Genomic DNA, 20,362 nt, shown 5'->3' with positions numbered 1-20,362 from the left:
TGCGCCCATTGTCGAAAAAGCCCATTTCGAAATCCAATGCCGTTTGCTTATTCGATTATGCATTTCTTGCATGATCGGGCTTTTGCGTGAAAAACCGTTGATACGCAGCGCGAACGCACGCAAATCCGGTGCGATCGGCCGCCGCAATTTTCATGCGCACAACGGCAGGCGGCGTGACGGCACGGCGGCATCGCGCGTGCCGCAGGCTCAGCGCGCGTCGAGTTCGTCCCGCACCACGTCCCAGAGCGCGCTCACGAGCTTGCGGCGCGACTCGTCGCCCTGCACGGCGAACTTGTCCCGATAAAGACGGATCTCCATGGTCAGCATGAACGGCTCCGCGCCGCCTTTCGCCGCGCGGCCAAGCCGCACGAGCCGCCCGCCCGCGACCGCGTCCTCGACCGCGCTGTGCGGCAGGAACGCGATGCCGTGCCCGGCGAGCGCCATCGCCTTCAGCGCCTCGGCCATGTCGGTCTCGTACACCTTGTCTAGATAAAGCGGCGTGTGCGCATTCGCGATGATCACTTCGGTCATCCGGCCCAGGTACGCGTTCGGCGTATAGGACAAGTAAGGCACGGGCGCATCGGCCGCGCCGGGCAGCGCGTAGCGCGCGCGGCCGCCGCGCCCGGGCGCCGCGAACGGGCTGATCGGCTCCGCGCCGAGCGTGAGCATGTCGTAGCGCGCGGGATCGAGCGCGACGGGATGGCTCGGATGGTGGTAGCCCATCACCAGGTCGCAGCCGCCCTCGACGAGCGACAGCACCGCATCGTGTACGTTGAGCGCGCGCAACCGCGTATGCACCTGCCCCATCTTCGCTTCGATCCGCTGAAGCCAGCGCGGAAAGTACGTGAGCGACAGCGTGTGCGGCACCGCGAATTCGATCGTCGGCACCGGCGCGCCAATATGGCCGCGCAGCAGCGTGCGCGCCTCGTGCGCCTGCGACAGCATCGCGAGCGCCTGCTCGTAGAACACCTGGCCTGCCTGCGTGACGCGGGTCGGATAGACCGAACGATCGATCAATTCCGTGCCGAGCCACGCTTCGAGCGCCTGGATGCGCCGCGAAAACGCGGGTTGGGAAACGTGTCGCAGTTCAGCCGAGCGGCTGAAGCTGCGCGTTTCCGCGAGCGACACGAAGTCCTCGAGCCATTTGAGTTCCATGCGAGCCCTTTTGCGCCTTTGCGCGACCTGCGCAAGCCGTGAAGCTCGCATTTTAAACAGCGGCGGGCGGCGGCAAGCCGCGGCGGCGCGCATTCGTCAGACTTCTTGCATCGCACCAACGATGCACCGCACGCACAGACGCGGTGCCGGCAACCGCGCCGCGCGCCTGCCCCCGGTGCGCGCCGCGCCGCGTCTCGTCGTGGGACGCGCCATGCGGCGCGCTCATGGCGCGGGCTTTCGCACCACGCGCCGCGGCCAACTTGCGGCTGCACTGCGGCTGGCATAGGCCTTGCAGAAGACTGGTGGCTCCGTTGCTCGCCGCGGAGCGGTTTCGATCCAGCTCCCACCCTGCCTTCAAACGGCAACCGCATACGCGAGGCTCTATCGATGGATACACTGCGCAGCTCTGTCAAAAGCGGCAACTGGCGCTCGCTGCTCGCCTGCTTCCTCTATTTCGACACCGGCTTCACTGTCTGGGTGCTGTACGGCCCGCTCGCGCCGTTCATCGGCAAGGACATCGCGATGACGGCCGCGCAGCAGGGCTTTCTCGTGGCGGTGCCGGTGCTCGCGGCGGCAATCCTGCGCGTGACGCTCGGCAATCTCTATCAGTCCGCCGACGGCCGGCGCATCGCGCTGATGGGCGTGCTGCTGTCCGCGCTGCCCGCCGTCGTGCTGCCGTTCGTGCCCGGCACGCCGTCGTACACGCTGCTGCTCGTGCTCGGCGTGTTTCTCGGCATCGGCGGCGCGAGCTTCGCGGTCGCGCTGCCGATGGCGGGCAGCAGCTATCCGCCGAAGGTGCAGGGCCTCGTGCTCGGGCTCGCCGCGGCAGGCAACATCGGCGCGGTGCTCGACGGCTTCATGTTCCCGCACATCGCCGCCGCGCTCGGCTGGAAGTTTTCGACAGCCGCCGCGCTGCCGCTGCTCGCGATCGCGGGCTTCGCGCTGTTCGCATGGGCCGACGACCGCGGCGAAAAATCGGGCAGCGCGCCGCGCGCGCTCGGTGCGTTCGCGCTCACGCTCGTCGCGCTGATCGCGCTCGTGCTCGCCGTGCACGCGGGCGCGTTCGGCTCCGGCAAGGCGGGCGTGCTGCTGCTGCCGGTGATGGGCGCGCTCGTCGCGATCGCAGTGCTGCCTGGCCGCTATCGCGCGGTGCTCGCCGAGCGCGATACGTGGGTGATCATGCTGATCTACAGCATTACGTTCGGCGGCTTCGTCGGCATGTCGTCCTACGTGACGCTGCTGCTCACGACGCTCTACCAGATGCCGAAGATCGAGGCGGGCCTGTTCATGTCGATGCTCGCGTTCATCGGCGCGATCGTGCGGCCGCTCGGCGGCTATCTCGCGGATCGCGTCACTGGCGTGCGCGCGCTGATGGCGATCCTCGCCGCGATCGCCGCGGCCGACTTCGCGTTCGCGGCCGTGATGCCGCCGCTCGCAGGCGGCATTGCGCTGCTCGTGTGCCTGTATATCGCGTTCGGCCTCGGCAACGGCTCGACATTCCAGCTCGTGCCGCACCGCTGGCCGGGCAAGACGGGGCTGCTGTCGGGGATCGTCGGCGCGGCGGGCGGCATCGGCGGCTTCTATCTGCCGGTCGTGATGGGCATCGCCAAGGAAAGCACCGGCAGCTATCAGCTCGGCTTCGCGACATTCGGCGCGCTCGCGGCTTGCGCGCTCGGCGCGCTCGTGTTGCTGCGCGCGCAGTGGCTGCGCTGGGCCGCGCCCGGGCATACGGCGCCGGCAAGAGGCGCGGCGGGTGCAGCCGGCATGCCGATCGGCGGCGCGGCGCGCGCGGGCGACTGACAGCGGACAGACATATTCCGGCGCATGCGAGCGACCGGCGGTATGTGGTCAGCGGCGCGGCACGCCTCATCGGCCCGCGCACTCCATAGGCAAAGGTGTCGCGCATGATGACGGCGGGCGGCCGGTGAACAGCCGCACGGCGCGCGTCGGCGACTCCCGATGTGCGGTCAGCAGCGTCGCGCACGCGAGCGCTCGACGGCACGCCGCTCGCCACGCGATGCGGCAATCGCCACCGCCCGCGCATCGGTTTTGCCGCCAGGCGCGCGGCAGCCTCCGGGCCGGCGCACCCTGCCCGCTCAACCGCCGGCCCGGTTCGCGCCGATGGTAAAATTCGTGGTTCACCCCTTCACGTTTGAACCGCGGCCGCACGCGCCCAAGCCCCATCATGTCCGACACCCGTCCCGATACTCTTTTTGCCCTCACCGCGCTGTCGCCGCTCGACGGCCGCTACGCCGCCAAGACCGAGGCGCTGCGCGACTGGCTCTCCGAAGCCGCGTTCATGCGCCATCGCGTCACTGTCGAGGTGCACTGGCTGATCGCACTGTCTCACGCAGGCTTTGCCGAAGTGCCGCGCTTCTCGGCCGCCGCCGAGCAGTTCCTGCTCGATCTCGTCGCGCGCTTCACCGCGCACGACGCCGCGCGCATCAAGGAAATCGAGCGCGTGACGAACCATGACGTGAAAGCCGTCGAGTACTGGCTCAAGGAATCGGTGAAAGGCCAGCCCGAACTCGAGAAAGCCAGCGAATTCATCCATTTCGCGTGTACGTCGGAAGACATCAACAACACGTCGCACGGCATGATGCTGGCCGGCGCGCGCACGCATGTCATCCTGCCGTCGCTGCGCACCGTCCACGGCCGCCTCGTCGCGCTCGCGCACGCGCACGCCGATCAACCGATGCTGTCGCGCACGCATGGCCAGCCGGCCAGCCCGACGACGCTCGGCAAGGAAATCGCGAACGTTGCCGCGCGTCTTGCACGGGCGATCGAGCGGATCGAGAAAGTCGAGATCCTCGGCAAGATGAACGGCGCGGTCGGCAACTTCAACGCGCACCTGTCCGCGTATCCGGAATTCGACTGGGAAGCGTTCTCGCGCGACGTGATCGAAAGCCGTCTGAAGCTCACGTTCAACCCTTACACGATCCAGATCGAGCCGCACGATTACATGGCGGAGCTGTTCGACGCCGTCGCGCGCGCGAACACGATCCTGCTCGATCTCGACCGCGACGTGTGGGGCTACATCTCGCTCGGCTACTTCAAACAGAAGACGAAGGCGGGCGAAATCGGCTCGTCGACGATGCCGCACAAGGTCAACCCGATCGATTTCGAAAACTCGGAAGGCAATCTCGGCCTCGCGAACGCGACGCTGCGCCATCTCGCCGACAAGCTGCCGGTGTCGCGCTGGCAGCGCGACCTCACCGATTCGACGGTGCTGCGCAATATCGGCGTCGCGCTCGGCTATTCGCTGCTCGCCTACGACGCGCTGATCCGCGGCCTCGACAAGCTCGAAGTGAATCCACAGCGGCTGAACGAAGACCTCGACAACTGCTGGGAAGTGCTCGCCGAACCGGTGCAGACCGTGATGCGCCGCTACGGGATCGAGAATCCGTATGAGCAACTAAAGGAATTGACGCGCGGCAAGGGCATCACGCGCGAGGCGCTGCAGCAGTTCATCGGCACGCTCGCGATCGCGCAGGATGCGAAGGAGCGGCTGCTCGCGATGACGCCTGCGTCGTACACCGGCAAGGCGGCCGAGCTGGCGAAGCGCATCGCGTGAGCGCCGGCTGACGCGCCGGCCCGTCCGGCACGCCGGCTCAATGACAAAGGCGCCCCGCGGGGCGCCTTTGTCATTTGATACCGGGCGGCCAGCCGCCGCCGCGACGGCCGCCCGCGCTCATTGCTGTTGTTGCTGTTGTTGCTGTTGTTGCTGTTGTTGCTGCTCCAGCGCGATTTGCGCGATCACACGCGCGACGATCTCGTCGGGCGGCAGCTCGATGCTGACCTCGATCGCCTCGTCCGGGCCCGGCTCCTCAAGCGTATCGAGCTGGCTTTGCAACAGCGACGGATCGAAGAAGTGGCCGGTGCGCACCTTCAGCCGCTCGCGCAGCACCTCGAACGAGCCCTTCAGATAAACGAAGCGCACGTCGCGGTCACCGCCGCGCAGGACGTCGCGATACGCGCGTTTCAGCGACGAGCACGTGAACACGGCCGTCTGCCCGTCACGCTGCTTTTCCTCGATGGCCGCGCGAATCGCCGCGAGCCACGGCCAGCGGTCCTCGTCGGTGAGCGGAATGCCGTGGTGCATCTTGTCCTTGTTGGCCGCGCTGTGAAATGCGTCGCCATCGGTGAACGTGCACGACAGGCGCTGCGCCAGCAATTCGCCGATCCGCGTTTTGCCCGCGCCCGACACGCCCATAGCGATCAGAATCATTGACTACCCCTTGTTGTTACAAAACGGCGCTGATCAGCAGCGTGAACGTGAGCCCGAGGAGCGAAATCAGCGTCTCGAGCAACGTCCAGGTCTTGAACGTCTGCCCCACCGTCATCCCGAAATATTCCTTGATGAGCCAAAAACCGCCGTCGTTGACGTGCGAGAAAATGAGCGAGCCCGAACCGGTCGCGAGCACGAGCAGCTCGGGCTTCACGCCCGCGCCGGCGGCCGCCGCGATCGGCGCGACGATCCCGCAGGCGGTGGTCATCGCGACCGTCGCCGAGCCCGTCGCGAGACGGATCAGCGCGGCGACGAACCAGCCGAGCAGCAGCGGCGACAAGTGCGCATGCGAGGCGCTCGACACGATCTGCTGCGAGATGCCGCTATCGCGCAGGATACCGCCGAACCCGCCGCCCGCGCCCACGATCAGCGTGATGCCCGCGATCGGCGCAAGGCAGTCGCCGCAGAACTTCTGGATCTGATCGCGATTGAACCCCTGCTTCGCGCCGAACGTCCAGAAGCTGACGAGCACCGCGATCAGCAGCGCGACGTCGGACGTACCGGCGAAACGCAGCAAATTGTTCGGCAGCGTCTTCGGCGCGAACAGCAGGTCGGCCCAGCTGCCAACGAGCATCAACGCAACGGGCAGCAAAATCGTGAAGAGCGTGATGCCGAAGCTCGGCAGCTCGCGCTGCGCGGCCGGCTTGCCGTGCGAATCGACGAACTGCGCGGCAAGCGGGTTGTTCTGCGGCAGCTTCACGTATTTGTGGATCACGAGCGCGAACAGCGGCCCTGCGATCAGCGCGGTCGGCACGCCGACGATGAGGCCATAGGCGATCGTCTTGCCGATGTCCGCACCGTACTGCTGGACCGCGAGCAGCGCGGCCGGATGCGGCGGAATCAGCCCGTGCACGACCGACAGCCCCGCGACCATCGGCAGCCCGACGAGCAGCAGCGACTTGCCGGTGCGCTTGGCGACGTTGAATGCGATTGGAATCAGCAGCACGAAGCCGACTTCGAAGAAGACCGGCAAGCCGACGATGATCGCGACGAACATCATCGCCCAATGAATGTTCTTCTCGCCGAACCAGCGGATCAGCGTCGTCGCGATGCGCTCGGCGCCGCCCGATTCGGCCATCATCTTGCCGAGCATCGTGCCCAGGCCGACGACGATCGCGATGTGGCCGAGCGTGTTGCCGTTGCCCGTCTCGAACGACTTGACGATCTTGTCCATCGGCATGCCGACCGCGAGGCCCAGGCCGAGCGACACGATGATCAGCACAAGGAACGGATAAATCTTGTATCGCGCGATCATCACGATCAGCGCCGCGATCGCGATCACGGTGTAAATCAGCAGCGTGCTGCCTTGGACAGCCCCCATATGGCACTCCTCCTTGGGATTTTTCGAGCCGGGCGCGGGGCAAGCCGCGTGACGCCCGGCGCTTGAAGTCTCCGATACAGAACGCGGATGCCCGCCTGTCAGGACGCTGAATTCTACTTTTGTTCAGTGCTTCGCGATAGAACCGGTTCCATCAGCCGGGCCCCTCGCAAAACAAGGATTCAGGAAAGCATTTTCGTCTGCGGATTCTAGGAGCATCCGGTCCGATGTTTAGTGCGCGAGCCCGCTTGCCTCGCGCGCGAGACGCGTGATTTCGGTCCAATCCTGCGCGGCGAGCGCCGCCTTCGGCGTCAGCCACGAACCGCCGACGCACACGACGTTCGGCAGCTTCAGGAAATTCGGCGCGGTCTCGGCGGTGATGCCACCCGTCGGGCAAAACTTCAACGTCGGGAATGGGCCGTGGAACGCCTGCAGCATCGGCACGCCGCCTGCCTGCTGCGCGGGAAAGAACTTGACGATTTCATAACCCAGCTCGAGCGCGGTGATGATATCGGTGGGCGTCATCACACCCGGCAAAAGCGGCAGGCCAGCGTCGAGCGCCGCCTGGTGCATGTCCTTCGTCAGGCCGGGCGATACGCCGAACTGCGCGCCCGCGGCTTTAGCCTGCGCGCATTGCTCGGGCTTCGTGATGGTGCCAACGCCGACCACGATGTCGTCAGCGAGTTCGCTCGCGCGCTTGATCGCATCGAGCCCCGCCGCGGTGCGCAGCGTGATTTCCAGCACCTTCACGCCGCCCGCGTGCAACGCGCGCGACACCTGTTCGCCCTGTTCGGCCGAATCGAACGCAAGCACCGGGATCACCGGGCCCAGCTTCACGATCTCGCCTATCGTCTTCATCGGTATGACTCCTTTTCGTGACTTTCGTAGCTTTCACAGCTTTGTGTGGCTGTTCGCCTTGTGCGGCTGTTCGTAGAGGCAGCCGCTGCAGCGCCCGCTCGGTTAGGTTAGGTGCGGCGGTATGCCGAGGTTCCCGGTGCTCAGGTGACGCTCACGCGCGCGGCCTCGCCCGCCATCGCGCCGAACACCGACGCGCCCTGCTCCGCCGGCGCCGCCGCCGCGCGAAACACGCCGAACAGCTCGCGGCCAAAGCCGACCTCGTTATCCGCCTGATGCGCGGGCTGCGCGAGCGCGCGCGCCGCCCAGGCTGCTTCGTCGATCTCGACGTCGAGCACGCCGGCCGGTGCGTCGATCACGATCGTATCGCCCGTCTGCACCTTGCCGAGCGGGCCGCTCAACAGCGCCTCGGGCGACACGTGGATCACCGCGGGCACCTTGCCCGAGGCGCCCGACATCCGGCCATCCGTCACCAGCGCGACGTGAAAGCCCTGATCCTGCAACACGCCCAGCAGCGGTGTGAGGCGGTGCAGTTCGGGCATTCCGTTCGCGCGCGCACCCTGGAAGCGCACCACCGCAACGAAGTCGCGCGTGAGTTCGCCCGCGTCGAACGCGGCCTGCACCGCTTCCTGCGAATCGAACACGATCGCGGGCGCCTTCACCTTCCGGTGCTCGGGCGCCACCGCCGAAATCTTGATCACGCCGCGCCCGAGCCTGCCCTGCATCAGACGCAGGCCGCCGTCCGGCTGGAACGGCGCGTCGATCGGCCGCAACACCTTGTCGTCGCCGCTCGCGTCGACGCCCGGCACCCACGCGAGCTTGCCGTCGACAAGCCGCGGCTCGCGCGTGTAGTGCGACGACAGCCCATCGCCCGCTACCGTCTTCACATCGTCGTGCAGCAGACCGCCTTCGAGCAGATTGCGCACCAGGAATGCGATGCCGCCCGCTGCATGGAAATGGTTCACGTCTGCCTTGCCGTTCGGATAGATCTTCGCAAGAAGCGGCACCGCGCTCGACAGCGCGTCGAAGTCGTCCCAGTCGATCACGATGCCCGCCGCACGCGCGATCGCGACAAGATGCAGCGTATGGTTCGTCGAGCCGCCCGTCGCGAGCAGCGCGACGATTCCGTTGACGACCGCCTTCTCGTCGACCACCCGGCCGATCGGCGTGTAATGGCCGCGCTCGGCCGTCAGTTCGAGCACGCGCCTGGCGGCCTCGGCGGTCAGCGCGTCGCGCAGCGGCGTGTGCGGATGAACGAATGCCGCGCCCGGCAGGTGCAGCCCCATCACCTCCATCAGCATCTGGTTGCTGTTCGCGGTGCCGTAGAACGTGCAGGTGCCGTGGCCGTGATACGCGGCCGATTCCGCCTCGAGCAGCGCGTCGCGCCCCACCTGGCCGGTGGCGAACTGTTGGCGGATCTTCGCCTTGTCGTCGTTCGACAAGCCGCTCGTCATCGGGCCCGCCGGCACGAAAATCGTCGGCAGATGGCCGAATTGCAGCGCGCCGATCAGCAGGCCCGGCACGATCTTGTCGCAAACGCCGAGGCACAGCGCCGCATCGAACATGTTGTGCGTGAGCGCGACCGCCGTGCTCATCGCGATCACCTCGCGCGAGAACAGCGACAGCTCCATGCCCGGATTGCCCTGCGTGACGCCATCGCACATCGCCGGCACGCCGCCCGCGAACTGCGCGACGCCGCCCGCCTCGCGCGCGGCCTGCTTGATGATGTCGGGGAAATCACGGTACGGCGCGTGCGCGGACAGCATCTCGTTGTACGACGACACAATGCCGATGTTCGGCTGCTTGATCGCCTTGATCGAGAACTTGTCGTTGCCCTCGAGGCCGGCGAAGCCGTGCGCGAGATTCGCGCACGACAGCGCGCCGCGCGCCGGAAAGCGGCCTTGCGCGGCGTCGATGCGGGCGAGATAGACTGAGCGCGTCGGCCGGCTGCGCGCGATCACGCGCTCGGTCACGGACGCAAGAGTGGGGTGCAGCGAGGCCATGCTGGGCGCTCCTCACATGAGCCGGCTGGGCCGGCAAGCTGGAATCGTGGGTTCATCCGCTTCAGCGAACGAACGGCGCGAGTTTAGTAGAAAAACTACACACCCGCAATCTCGCGGCGCAGCATTAGCGCCGGAAATTCATCGTTATGGCCTGTAAATTAGGGATATTGGCTCAGTGTTAACCCTAATCAGCCAATCGCCCTTATCGCGCCGGACGCTAGAAAATTTCTGTAGATTTTCTACAATATCGCCGCAATACTAGCGTCCATTCGATCCACTTCCGCGCCCTTTCACGCCATGCTCCCCAGAATCGAGGCGATTCGCGCCCAACTCCGCCCGTCCGAGCGCAAGCTCGCCGACTATGTGCTCGCCGCGCCGCGCGAAGTGCTCGATTTGTCGATGACCGAGCTCGCCGCGCGCGCGGGCGCGAGTCAGCCGACGATCGCGCGCTTCTGCCAGGCGCTCGGCTGCAGCGGCTTTCGCGAATTCAAGATCCGGCTCGCGCAAAGCATCGCGCCGGGTGTGGCGTCCGTCTACCGCGACGTCGAGCCCGACGAGCCCGCGCCCGGCATCATCGGCAAAGTGTTCGACCGGACCATCGGCGCGCTGATCGAGGTGCGCAACAGCCTGTCGGCAACCAGCGTCGCCGACGCGATCGAGCTGCTGTCGCGCGCGTCGCGCATCGAATTCTACGGCGCGGGCGGCTCGGGCATCGCTGCGCAGGACATCCAGCACAAATTCTTCCGGCTCGGCGTGCCCAGCGTCGCGTACTCGGACCCGCACACGTTCTCGATGTCGGCCGCGCTGCTCGGCGCGAAAGACGTCGTCGTCGCGATCTCGAACACCGGGCGCACGCGCGACATCGTCGACGCCGCGCGTGCCGCGCGCGCATGCGGCGCCAACGTCGTGTCGATCACGCATAGCCATTCGCCGCTCGCGCAACTGTCGACGGTCAGTCTGGCGTCGAACGTCGCCGAGGAAACCGACGTGTTCTCGCCGATGACCTCGCGCATGTCGCATCTCGCGATCGGCGACATTCTCGCGGTCGGCGTCGCGCTCAATCGCGGGCCCGATCTCGTCGACCGGCTCGGCCGCGCGAAGGAGGCAATCACGCGGCGGCGCATCGGGATGGAGCCGAAGGCGCCGAAGGATACGGCCCACGAGCCGCTATAGCGGCACAAAAGCGCGAACCGGCGCGAAAGCGGCCGATCACCGGCAACGAAAAAGCCCCGGCCTTGAACTGCGTCCCGAGGATTGGATCGATGTCCACCTTTTGGGACGCAGTTCAAGGCCGGGGCTTGCCGGCACGCTCATCGCGGCGCAACCGCCCGCGCGCCTTCAGTTCAGAACGGCTTGATCACGACGAGCGCGACAGCCGCCAGCATCGCCAGCACCGGCAGTTCGTTGAAGAAGCGATACCACTTGTCCGAGCGCCGGTTCTCGCCGCGCTCGAAGACTTTCAATAAATGCCCGCAATACGCGTGATAGACGATCAGCAGCAGCACGACGCCGACTTTCGCGTGAATCCAGCCCTGCCCCTGACCGATGCCGATCACGAGCCACAGCCACAGGCCGCACGCGAGCGCCGGCACCGCGATGAAGGTCATGAAGCGAAACAGCTTGCGCGCCATCACGAGCAGGCGGCGCACGGCGGCGGGATCGGTCTCGAGCGCCAGGTTCACGTAGATCCGGGGCAAATAGAAGAGCCCCGCGAACCACGCTGCGATCAGCACGATATGAAAGGTCTTGACCCAAAGCATTGCCATCAATCTTTTGCGTTCCCGTTTGCGCCTGCTTGCGTTACTGACGCCCTTCGCCGTGCCCGAGCACGATGTATTTCATCGACGTCAGCCCCTCGAGCCCCACCGGGCCGCGCGCGTGTAGCTTGTCGTTGGAGATGCCGATCTCGGCGCCCAGGCCGAATTCGAAGCCGTCGGCAAAGCGCGTCGACGCGTTGACGATCACGCTCGCCGAATCCACCTCTCGCAAGAAACGCATCGCGCGATCGTGATCCTCGGTGACGATCGCGTCGGTGTGCGCGGAACCGTATGTATTGATGTGCTCGATCGCGGCGTCGAGATCGTCGACGATCTTGATCGCGAGCACGGGCGCGAGATATTCGGTGCGCCAGTCCTCTTCGGTCGCATCGACGAGCGGCGCGACGCCCGCATCAGCGAGCACCGCACGCGCGGACGCATCGACTCGCAGCTCGACGCCCTTGTCGCGATACAGCCGGCCAAGCGGCGGCAGCACGGCCGACGCAATGCCGCGCGCGACGAGCAGCGTCTCCATCGTGTTGCAGGTGCCGTAGCGGTGCGTTTTCGCGTTGTCGCAAACGCTCAGCGCCTTACCCGGATCGGCGCGATCGTCGACGTACACATGGCAGATGCCGTCGAGATGCTTGATCATCGGCACGCGCGCCTCGTTGATCAGCCGTTCGATCAAGCTCTTGCCGCCGCGCGGCACGATCACGTCGACGTATTCGGTCATCGTGATCAGCTTGCCGACCGCCGCGCGGTCGGCCGTCTCGACGACCTGCACCGCGTCGCGCGGCAGCCCCGCCGCATCGAGCCCCTCGCCGATCAGCCGCGCGAGCGCCGTGTTCGATTCGAGCGCCTCCGAGCCGCCGCGCAGGATCGTCGCGTTGCCGGACTTCAGGCACAGCGCGGCCGCGTCGATCGTCACGTTCGGCCGCGACTCGTAGATGATCCCGATCACGCCGAGCGGCACGCGCATCTGACCGACCTGAATCCCGCTCGGACGATACTTGAGGTTGCTGATCTCGCCGATCGGGTCGGGCAGCGCCGAGACCTGGCGCAGCCCTTCTGTCATCGTCTTCAGCGCCTTGTCGGACAGCGTCAGGCGATCGACGAACGCGGCGTCGAGCCCCTTGTCCTTCGCACGCGCGACGTCGCGCGCATTGGCCGCCTTCAGCGCATCGGCGTCGCGCTCGATCGCCCGCGCGACAGCTTCGAGCGCGGCGTTCTTCGCGGCGGTGGACGCGCGCGCGATCGCGCGCGATGCGTGCCGCGCGCGGCGGCCGACGTCCGTCATGTACTGATCGATATCCATCATGAGACTCGCCATGCAAGCCGCCCGTATCGAGCGGCAAAAACATTGTCGGAAAAACCATGTGGCGTGAAACGCTGAATGCCGCGGCTCGCGCGCGAACCGCAGCTCACCCCGGCGATGAACGGGCACGCCGATGGCCTGTACTGTTGCGTCACGTCGCGCCGCCGGATCGCTGCGCGCGATGCCGCGTCATCGGTGCCGGACCGGCGTCCGCCGCCGCTGCGAAATGAGCCAGCGCAAAAGGCCGTTCCGCCGGCGCTTGCCAACGCGCCGCGCCGCCAGATCGACGCACGGATTGCCGCGCGACCGGCGCCGAACCAGCCATATCGCGCGATCGCGCCGAAGCGGGATGGCGCACCAACATCCATCCCGTGCCGCGCCAGACGCACTCCCGCCGCCCCGCACAATGTTCATCCATGTGCCGCGCGCCGCTACTGTCACGCTCGCCGCGATCGCTCGATTGTAAGCGCCCGCGCGCAAGCCCGCTCAGCCGGCCCGGCGCGGCGTATCGCCACCGGGCCCGCCCGCGCGCGCCACCGTCATCGCAAGCTGGAACAGCCCGTCCCAGGGGTCAGGCGGCGGCTCGCCATGCGCGCGGCCGCGCGGCACCGCGGCAAGCCCCTTGACCTGCCGGTCGAGCCGCGCGGCAAACGCGAGCGCCTGCTCGAGCGCCGCCTCGGACACGCGCGCCAGCGCCGGCCCGACGAGCCGCTCGCGCGGCCCCCAGACGCGATTCTCGCGCACGAGCGTCGCGAGCGGCTTGCCGGCCGCGACGCCGCGCTTGATCCGGAGCAGCGTGCGCAACTCGTCGACGAGCGCCCATAACACGAGCACCAGCGCCTCGCCCTCTCCCTTCAGGCCGTCGATCATCCGCGCGAGCCGCGCGGCGTCGCCCGCGAGCATCGCCTCGTTGAGCTTGAATACGTCATAGCGCGCGACGTTCAGCACCGCGTCATGGATCTGCTCGAACGTGAGCACGCCCGCCGGATAAAGCAAACCGAGCTTCTGGATTTCCTGATGCGCGGCCAGCAGGTTGCCTTCGACACGCTCGGCAACGAATGCGAGCGCGCGCCGCCCGTCGTCGCCCGCCGCGACCCGCTGACCTTGCAGTGCGAGCCGCTCGCCAATCCATTTCGGCAATTGCGCGCGATCGACCGGATCGATCTTGATCGCAACGCCCGCATTCGCGAGCGCGGTGAACCACGCGGATTTCTGCGTCGCCGCATCGAGCCGCGGCAGCGTAACGAGCATCAGCGTATCGGGATTGTGCGCGCCGGCGAGCGTTTTCAGCGCATCGGCGCCGTCCTTGCCCGGCTTGCCGGACGGAATCCGCAGCTCGACGAGCTGCCGGTCGCCGAACAGCGACATCGCCTGGCTCGCGCCGATCAGCACGCTCCAGTCAAAGCCCCGCTCGACGGTATGCACCGAACGCTCGACGAAGCCCGCCGCGCGCGCGGCCGCGCGAATCCGGTCGCAGGCCTCCTGCACGAGCAGCGGCTCGTCGCCGTACACGGCGTACAAGCCGGCGAGCCCTTTCGCCAGATGCGGCTCTAATGCGTCAAGTCGCAATTGCATCGGTTACGCGCCTATCGATGAAAACGAAACGGCGAACGCGGCCGATCACAGCGGCGGCGGCGGCAGCGGCGCGCGCGGCCAGACGGCCGGCACGCCCTGACCCGGCTCCGGATTCAGCGTGCGCACGATCGCCAGACGCCGCATCAGTTGGTCGATCGCATCGTTGCGCATGTCCGCGTACAAGATCTCGGCTTCCTGCGACTTCGCGTTCGTATATTGCGGGCTGTACGTCATCGCGCGGTTCAGCGCGATGACGCTCGGCGGAATCAGCGCCGTGCCGTCCTTGCCCAAAAGCGTGTAGTTGAGCGTGTAGTTGAGCTGATACTCCTGTACCACGCCGTAACGGTCGAGCGTGAGCGTGCCCTGGCTCTGCGCTTCGGCGAGGTTCAGCACCGCGTCGGCGTCGTCAGGCGACTTGACGATCTTCGTGTCGCTGCCTCCCTCGACGAGACGCGTGAGCCGCGCCGCCGCGGCGGGCGGCCCGCCCACGATGTACAGGCGCTTGAACGCATAGTCCTGCTGCCCGCGCAACTTGAAACCGCACGCCGACAACAACACCGCGCTGCCCACGAGCATCAAAAACGATCTGCGGATCACCTTCGCTCCTTGCTGATTCACCATGCGCCGCTAAACGACACCGGACCGACACCGGGCGCCGTCAGACGACGACGTTGACCAGACGCCCGGGCACGACAATCACCTTTTTGGCCGGCTTGCCTTCGGCGAACTTCGCGAATGTCTCGTCGGCGAGCGCCGCCGCCTCGATCGCGTCGCGGCTCGCGTCCTTCGCAATCTTGATCGCGCCGCGCACCTTGCCGTTGACCTGCAGCACCAGTTCGATCTCGGCCTGCTCGAGCGCGGCTTCGTCGACCTTCGGCCACGGCGCGTCGAGCAGCCCGCCAAATTCGTCCGCGTAGCCGAGCGTTTGCCACAGCCGATACGTGACATGCGGCACGACCGGATACAGCACGCGCAACAGCACGCCGTAGCTTTCGCGCACCACGCCGGGCGCGGCACCCTTCGCGCCTTCGAGCGCGTTCAGCATCTTCATCGCCGCCGACACGACCGTGTTGTACTGCAAGCGCTGGTAGTCGAAATCGGCTTGCTTCAGCACGCCGTGGATCTCGCGGCGCAGCGTTTTGTCGGTGTCAGCCAGTTGGGCGGCGTCGAACGTCGCGCGCGCGGCAAGCGCGTCGCGGTTCGCGTAACCGAAGCTCCACACGCGGCGCAGAAAGCGGCTCGCCCCCTCGACGCCCGCGCCCGACCACTCGAGCTGCTGCTCGGGCGGCGCGGCGAACATCGTGAACAGGCGCGCGGTGTCGGCGCCGTACTGATCGATCAGCACCTGCGGATCGACGCCGTTGTTCTTCGACTTCGACATCTTCTCGATGCCGCCGAGCACGACCGGCTGGCCATCGGATTGCAGCACCGCGCCGACGGGCCGCCCCTTGTCGTCATACGACACGGTGACGTCGGCCGGGTTGTACCAGGTCTTCTTGCCGGACGCGTCCTCGCGGTAGAAAGTCTCGTTGAGCACCATGCCTTGCGTGAGCAGGTTCTTCGCCGGCTCGCCAAACGACACAAGGCCGAGATCGCGCATCACCTTCGCCCAGAAGCGCGAGTACAGCAGGTGCAGAATCGCGTGCTCGATGCCGCCGATGTACTGATCCATCGGCATCCAGTAATCGGTGCGCGCGTCGACCATCGACGTCGCGTCCGGCGCCGCGTAGCGCGAGAAGTACCACGACGAATCGACGAACGTATCCATCGTGTCGGTTTCGCGCTTGGCCGCCGCGCCGCACTTCGGGCACACGCAGTTCAGGAACGCATCGGACTTCGCGAGCGGATTGCCGCTGCCGTCCGGCACCAGGTCCTCGGGCAATACGACCGGCAAATCCGCTTCGGGCACCGGCACGTCGCCGCACGACGGACAGCGGATGATCGGAATCGGCGTGCCCCAGTAACGCTGGCGCGAAATGCCCCAGTCGCGCAAGCGCCACGTCACCTGCTTGTCGCCGAAGCCGCCCGCGCGCAGATCAGCGGCGACCGCGTCGAGCGCGGCCTCGTACCCGAGGCCGTCGTACTTGCCGCTGTTCACGCAGGTGCCGCATGTTTTGTCGCCGTACCATTCCTGCCACGCGTCGGTCGAGTACGTCTCGCCTTCGACCGCGATCACCTGCTTGAGCGGCAGGCCGTATTTCTTCGCGAACGCGAAATCGCGCTCGTCGTGCGCGGGCACGCCCATCACCGCGCCTTCGCCGTAGTTCATCAGCACGTAGTTGCCGATCCACACTTCGACGGGCTCGCCCGTCAGCGGATGCGATACGGAAAAGCCCGTCGCGACGCCCTTTTTCTCCATCGTCGCGATATCGGCCTCGGCGACGCCACCGCGCTTGCATTCGTCGATGAACGCCAGCAGCTCCGGCTGAGCCTGCGCGAGCCGCGCGGCGAGCGGGTGCTCGGCCGCGATCGCGCAGAACGTCACGCCCATGATCGTATCCGCGCGGGTCGTGAATACGCGCAGCAGCTTCTTTTCGCCATCGAGTTCGTATGGGAAGCCGAAGTTCACGCCGAAGCTCTTGCCGATCCAGTTCTGCTGCATCACCTTCACGCGCTCCGGCCAGCCGAGGCTGTCGAGGTCGCTCAGCAGTTCGTCGGCGTATTGCGTGATCCGCATGTAGTACATCGGGATCTCGCGCTTTTCGACGAGCGCGCCCGAGCGCCAGCCGCGGCCGTCGATCACCTGCTCGTTCGCGAGCACGGTCTGATCGACCGGGTCCCAGTTCACGGTGCCCGTCTTCTTGTAGACGATGCCCTTCTCGAGCATCTTCAGAAACAGCCACTGGTTCCACTTGTAGTAGTCAGGCTTGCAGGTCGTGACTTCGCGTGACCAGTCGATCGCGAGGCCCATCGACTGCATCTGCTTCTTCATGTACGCGATGTTGTCGTAAGTCCACTGCGCGGGCGGCACGCCGTTGGCCATCGCGGCGTTCTCGGCGGGCATCCCGAACGCGTCCCATCCCATCGGCATCAGCACGTTGTAGCCGTTCATCCGCAGATAGCGGTACATCACGTCGTTGATCGTGTAGTTGCGCACGTGGCCCATATGCAGCTTGCCGGACGGATAAGGCAGCATCGACACGCAATAGAACTTCTTGCGTTGCGCGTCTTCCGTCGCGCGGTAGGCGTCGGCGGCACGCCAATCGCCTTGGGCGGCAGCTTCGACGTCGGCGGGTACGTATCTTTCGTGCATGGTGTGATCGGGCTGGGCTTTGGAGCAGCACGCAGCGGCGGATTGGGCAAGCGCGTTCGAGCGGATCGGCAATCGCGCATTCCCGCGTCGCCGGCGGCGCGGAGAAAAGATCGATTATACCGTCCGTCACGGCGACTCATGCCGCTGTCGCGCACCCGTGCGCATTTGAACGGTGAGCGACGGTGAGCGGGAAAGGTTTCGGCGCGCGGAGCGCATTTTATGGCGCTGGCTGCGGGCGTAAATGAGACGGCAGTGGAAGTGGTGGACGGGGGCGAAGTCCACGCCGGAGCCGGAGCCGGAGCCGGAGCCGGAGCCGGAGCCGGAGCAGATGCTAATACCGATACGGAAACCAACGCCGAAGTCAAAGCCAACACCCGCCGTGGTCAGCAAAGCAGCCGGAGTCGCCGCCGAGAGAGAAGCTGCGCGGACACGCTCGCGAACGGCACGCCCCGTCAGGCAACGCCGCCGCACCCGGCGCCGGGGCGCACGGCAAACCGCAATCCGACTCAGTGCGGCACCGCAAGCGCGGCCGGCTCCGCCGCTGGCCTCGCAGGCTGCCCCGCGGCCGGCGCCCCGTCCGGCTTGGGCGAATCGGTCACGAAGCCGATGCGCGCGATGCCCGCCTGCTGCGCGGCACCCATCACCTGCGCGATCGCATCGTAGCGGGTGTCACGCGCGGCGCGCAGATGCAGCTGCGGGTCCTTGCCGCCCGACGCCGCGTCGCGCAAGCGCGCGGCCAGCGCGCCGAACGCGATCGGCTCGTCGTTCCAGTACAGCCTGCCCGCCGCGTCGATCGACAGCGTGATGGTTTGCGGCGTATCGCGCGCGGGCGCCGCCGCGACTTTCGGCAAATCGAGCCGGATCGCGTGCGTGAGAAGCGGCGCGGTGATGATGAAGATGACAAGCAGAACGAGCATCACGTCGATGAGCGGCGTCATGTTGATGTCCGCCATCGGTTGCGAGGTCTGCTGATGGTCGAGTCCGCCGAACGCCATATTGCCCTCCGTTGCCGGATCGAATGCGTGAAATGCGTTGAATGCCTGTTGCGCCATGCCGCGCCGGCGAATCGCGGCGACCGACACCGTCGCCGCGCGCCTCGCGCCCCTTTGCCGCAGCCGCCCTGCGCGCGCCTATCGGCGCAACCGAACGCAGCTGGCGGAATCCGCCGCACCCGGCCGTGTAAAAGCCTGCTACGGAACCGGCTGCGAAAGAGGCAGCGGCAGACTGCGAAACAAAGGCTACGAAGCCCGTCGCGCAACCGGCTGCCCAGCCGATTCGCCGCAAACGAACACATGCAGATCGCGCGCGAAGCCGTCCAGCTCCTCGACGAGTTGCCGCACGAGCCGGCCGAGAATGTTGTACGCAAGCACCGCCGGAATCGCGACGACAAGGCCGAACGCCGTCATGATGAGCGCCTCGCCCACTGGGCCGGCCACGTTCTCGATCTGCGCCTGCCCGCTCGCCGCGATGCTGCCGAGCGCGTGATAGATCCCCCAGACCGTGCCGAGCAGACCGACGAACGGCGCCGTGCTGCCGATCGACGCGAGCAGCACCTGGCCGAATTCGAGCCGCCGCTGCGACGTGCGCAACGCGGCACGCAACGAGCGCAATATCCGCTCGCCGCGCTCGACGCGGGCGGCAAGCGTGCGCGGCCCGGTATCCGGGATGGCGTCGGCATCGCGCGCGGCCTGCGCAAGCGGCACGAACACGCGCTCCTTGTCGGCCGCGCGCAGCGCGGCTACCCCCTCATCGAGCGTCGCCGCCCGCCAGAACGCGGCGAGCGCGGCGGGCGCCTGACGTTTCGCGCGCACCAGCAGCCACGCCTTCACGAGCAGAAAACACCAGCTCGCAATCGACATCGCGAGCAGCACGTAAGCAACCGCATGCGTGACGGCGTCGCCGCTTTCAAGGTAGTGCAGGATGCCGGTCGGAGTGGAGATCGCCATCGATGCGCTCGGTACGGGCGGTGCTTACGGCAGGCGCTCAGCGCAGGCCGAGCACGTCCTGCATATCGAAGAAACCGGCGTCATGGCCGGCGAGGAAGCGCGCGGCGCGCAGCGCGCCCTGCGCATAGGAAACCCGGCTCGCCGATTTGTGCGTGATCTCGATGCGCTCGCCGGTGCCGGCGAACAGCACCGTGTGGTCACCGACGATATCGCCGCCGCGAATCGCCGAGAAGCCGATCGTCGACGGATCGCGCTCGCCCGTCACGCCGTGGCGGCCGTACACCGCGCAATCGGCCAGCGAGCGCCCGAGCGCGCCCGCCACCGCCTCGCCCATCATCAGCGCGGTGCCGGACGGCGCATCGACCTTGTGCCGATGATGCGCCTCGACGATCTCGATGTCGTAGCCGTGCGAGAAGTGCTTCGCCGCGAACTCGAGCAGCTTCAGCGTGACATTCACGCCGACGCTCATGTTCGCCGAAAACATCACGGCGATCCGCTCGCCCGCCGCGCGAAGCTGCGCCTTCTGCGGTTCGCTGAAACCCGTGGTGCCGATCACGAGCTTCACGCGGTGGCGCAGCGCCGCCTCGACATGCGCGAGCGTGCCTTCCGGGCGGGTGAAGTCGATCAGATAATCGGCGTCGACGAAAACGCGCTCGATATCGTCGGTGAGCGTCACCCCGGTTTGCTTGCCGAGAAACGCGCCCGCGTCCTGGCCGAGCTGCTCGGAGCCCACGCGATCGAGCGCGCCGACGAGCGTCGCGTCGGGCGCGTCGAGCACCGCTTCGATCAGCATCCGGCCCATCCGGCCCGATGCGCCTGCAATCGCAATCTTCATGGACGACATGCGCTACCTGCTACGAATAAAGAACGGGCGGCGCACGCCGCCCTGTTTGACTG

Annotated in this window: 16 protein-coding genes; 3 read left to right on the top strand and 13 right to left on the bottom strand. The window is 66.9% G+C overall.

Features of this window, described 5'->3' with window-relative positions; all coding sequences use genetic code 11:
• Window positions 1–207 precede the first annotated feature (207 nt).
• Entirely contained in the window at window positions 208–1,155 is a 948-nt protein-coding gene (locus tag WS68_RS01270; protein ID WP_059569067.1) for a LysR substrate-binding domain-containing protein, read from the bottom strand.
• Between the two features lie 387 nt (window positions 1,156–1,542).
• On the opposite strand from WS68_RS01270, the gene WS68_RS01265 reads away from it, so the two are divergent.
• Window positions 1,543–2,955 carry an MFS transporter gene (locus WS68_RS01265; protein WP_059569066.1) on the top strand — a complete coding sequence of 471 codons (1,413 nt, stop codon included), beginning with the start codon at window positions 1,543–1,545 and terminating at the stop codon, window positions 2,953–2,955.
• Window positions 2,956–3,340: 385 nt separating this feature from the next.
• Complete coding sequence (gene purB / locus WS68_RS01260; protein ID WP_059569065.1) at window positions 3,341–4,729, top strand: adenylosuccinate lyase; 1,389 nt, start codon at window positions 3,341–3,343, stop codon at window positions 4,727–4,729.
• A 117-nt stretch (window positions 4,730–4,846) separates the two neighbouring features.
• Here purB and WS68_RS01255 read toward each other — a convergent pair whose 3' ends face one another.
• The 4 genes from WS68_RS01255 to edd form a co-directional block, all read right to left on the bottom strand.
• Window positions 4,847–5,383 carry a gluconokinase gene (locus tag WS68_RS01255; protein WP_059569064.1) on the bottom strand — a complete coding sequence of 179 codons (537 nt, stop codon included), beginning with the start codon at window positions 5,381–5,383 and terminating at the stop codon, window positions 4,847–4,849.
• Window positions 5,384–5,399: 16 nt separating this feature from the next.
• Window positions 5,400–6,764, bottom strand: a complete 1,365-nt coding sequence (locus tag WS68_RS01250; protein WP_059569063.1) for a GntT/GntP/DsdX family permease — start codon at window positions 6,762–6,764, stop codon at window positions 5,400–5,402.
• A 228-nt stretch (window positions 6,765–6,992) separates the two neighbouring features.
• The gene (gene eda, locus WS68_RS01245; protein ID WP_059569062.1) at window positions 6,993–7,619 is read right to left on the bottom strand and encodes a bifunctional 4-hydroxy-2-oxoglutarate aldolase/2-dehydro-3-deoxy-phosphogluconate aldolase; all 627 of its coding nucleotides are present in this window, start codon (window positions 7,617–7,619) and stop codon (window positions 6,993–6,995) included.
• Between the two features lie 140 nt (window positions 7,620–7,759).
• Window positions 7,760–9,619 carry a phosphogluconate dehydratase gene (gene edd / locus WS68_RS01240; RefSeq protein WP_059569061.1) on the bottom strand — a complete coding sequence of 620 codons (1,860 nt, stop codon included), beginning with the start codon at window positions 9,617–9,619 and terminating at the stop codon, window positions 7,760–7,762.
• Between the two features lie 297 nt (window positions 9,620–9,916).
• Here edd and WS68_RS01235 point away from each other — a divergent pair, with 297 nt between their 5' ends.
• Window positions 9,917–10,792, top strand: coding sequence for a MurR/RpiR family transcriptional regulator (locus WS68_RS01235; RefSeq protein ID WP_059569060.1), 876 nt, complete (start codon window positions 9,917–9,919; stop codon window positions 10,790–10,792).
• Between the two features lie 170 nt (window positions 10,793–10,962).
• Here the strand turns inward: WS68_RS01235 and WS68_RS01230 are convergent, their stop codons facing one another.
• From WS68_RS01230 to dapB, 8 genes are all read right to left on the bottom strand, one after another.
• Complete coding sequence (locus WS68_RS01230; RefSeq protein WP_082709743.1) at window positions 10,963–11,385, bottom strand: CopD family protein; 423 nt, start codon at window positions 11,383–11,385, stop codon at window positions 10,963–10,965.
• 34 nt (window positions 11,386–11,419) lie between these two features.
• A complete protein-coding gene (locus WS68_RS01225; protein WP_059569184.1) occupies window positions 11,420–12,691 on the bottom strand; it encodes a glutamate-5-semialdehyde dehydrogenase in 1,272 nt (423 codons plus the stop codon).
• 486 nt (window positions 12,692–13,177) lie between these two features.
• Window positions 13,178–14,266: a DNA polymerase III subunit delta gene (holA, locus tag WS68_RS01215; protein WP_059569058.1), complete on the bottom strand. Its 1,089-nt coding sequence runs from the start codon at window positions 14,264–14,266 to the stop codon at window positions 13,178–13,180.
• 45 nt (window positions 14,267–14,311) lie between these two features.
• Window positions 14,312–14,863, bottom strand: coding sequence for an LPS-assembly lipoprotein LptE (locus WS68_RS01210; protein ID WP_059569183.1), 552 nt, complete (start codon window positions 14,861–14,863; stop codon window positions 14,312–14,314).
• A gap of 61 nt (window positions 14,864–14,924) precedes the next feature.
• Window positions 14,925–17,519 (bottom strand): leucine--tRNA ligase, encoded by a 2,595-nt coding sequence (leuS, locus tag WS68_RS01205; RefSeq protein ID WP_059569057.1) that lies wholly within the window; start codon window positions 17,517–17,519, stop codon window positions 14,925–14,927.
• Window positions 17,520–18,025: 506 nt separating this feature from the next.
• Window positions 18,026–18,514 carry an ExbD/TolR family protein gene (locus tag WS68_RS01200; RefSeq protein WP_059569182.1) on the bottom strand — a complete coding sequence of 163 codons (489 nt, stop codon included), beginning with the start codon at window positions 18,512–18,514 and terminating at the stop codon, window positions 18,026–18,028.
• 243 nt (window positions 18,515–18,757) lie between these two features.
• Window positions 18,758–19,459 (bottom strand): MotA/TolQ/ExbB proton channel family protein, encoded by a 702-nt coding sequence (locus tag WS68_RS01195; RefSeq protein ID WP_059569181.1) that lies wholly within the window; start codon window positions 19,457–19,459, stop codon window positions 18,758–18,760.
• A 43-nt stretch (window positions 19,460–19,502) separates the two neighbouring features.
• Window positions 19,503–20,300 (bottom strand): 4-hydroxy-tetrahydrodipicolinate reductase, encoded by a 798-nt coding sequence (gene dapB / locus WS68_RS01190; RefSeq protein ID WP_059569180.1) that lies wholly within the window; start codon window positions 20,298–20,300, stop codon window positions 19,503–19,505.
• Window positions 20,301–20,362 lie beyond the last annotated feature (62 nt).

Source organism: Burkholderia sp. TSV86 (genome assembly GCF_001522865.1).
GTDB lineage: Bacteria > Pseudomonadota > Gammaproteobacteria > Burkholderiales > Burkholderiaceae > Burkholderia.
This window is presented reverse-complemented; position numbering and strand designations above follow the sequence as displayed.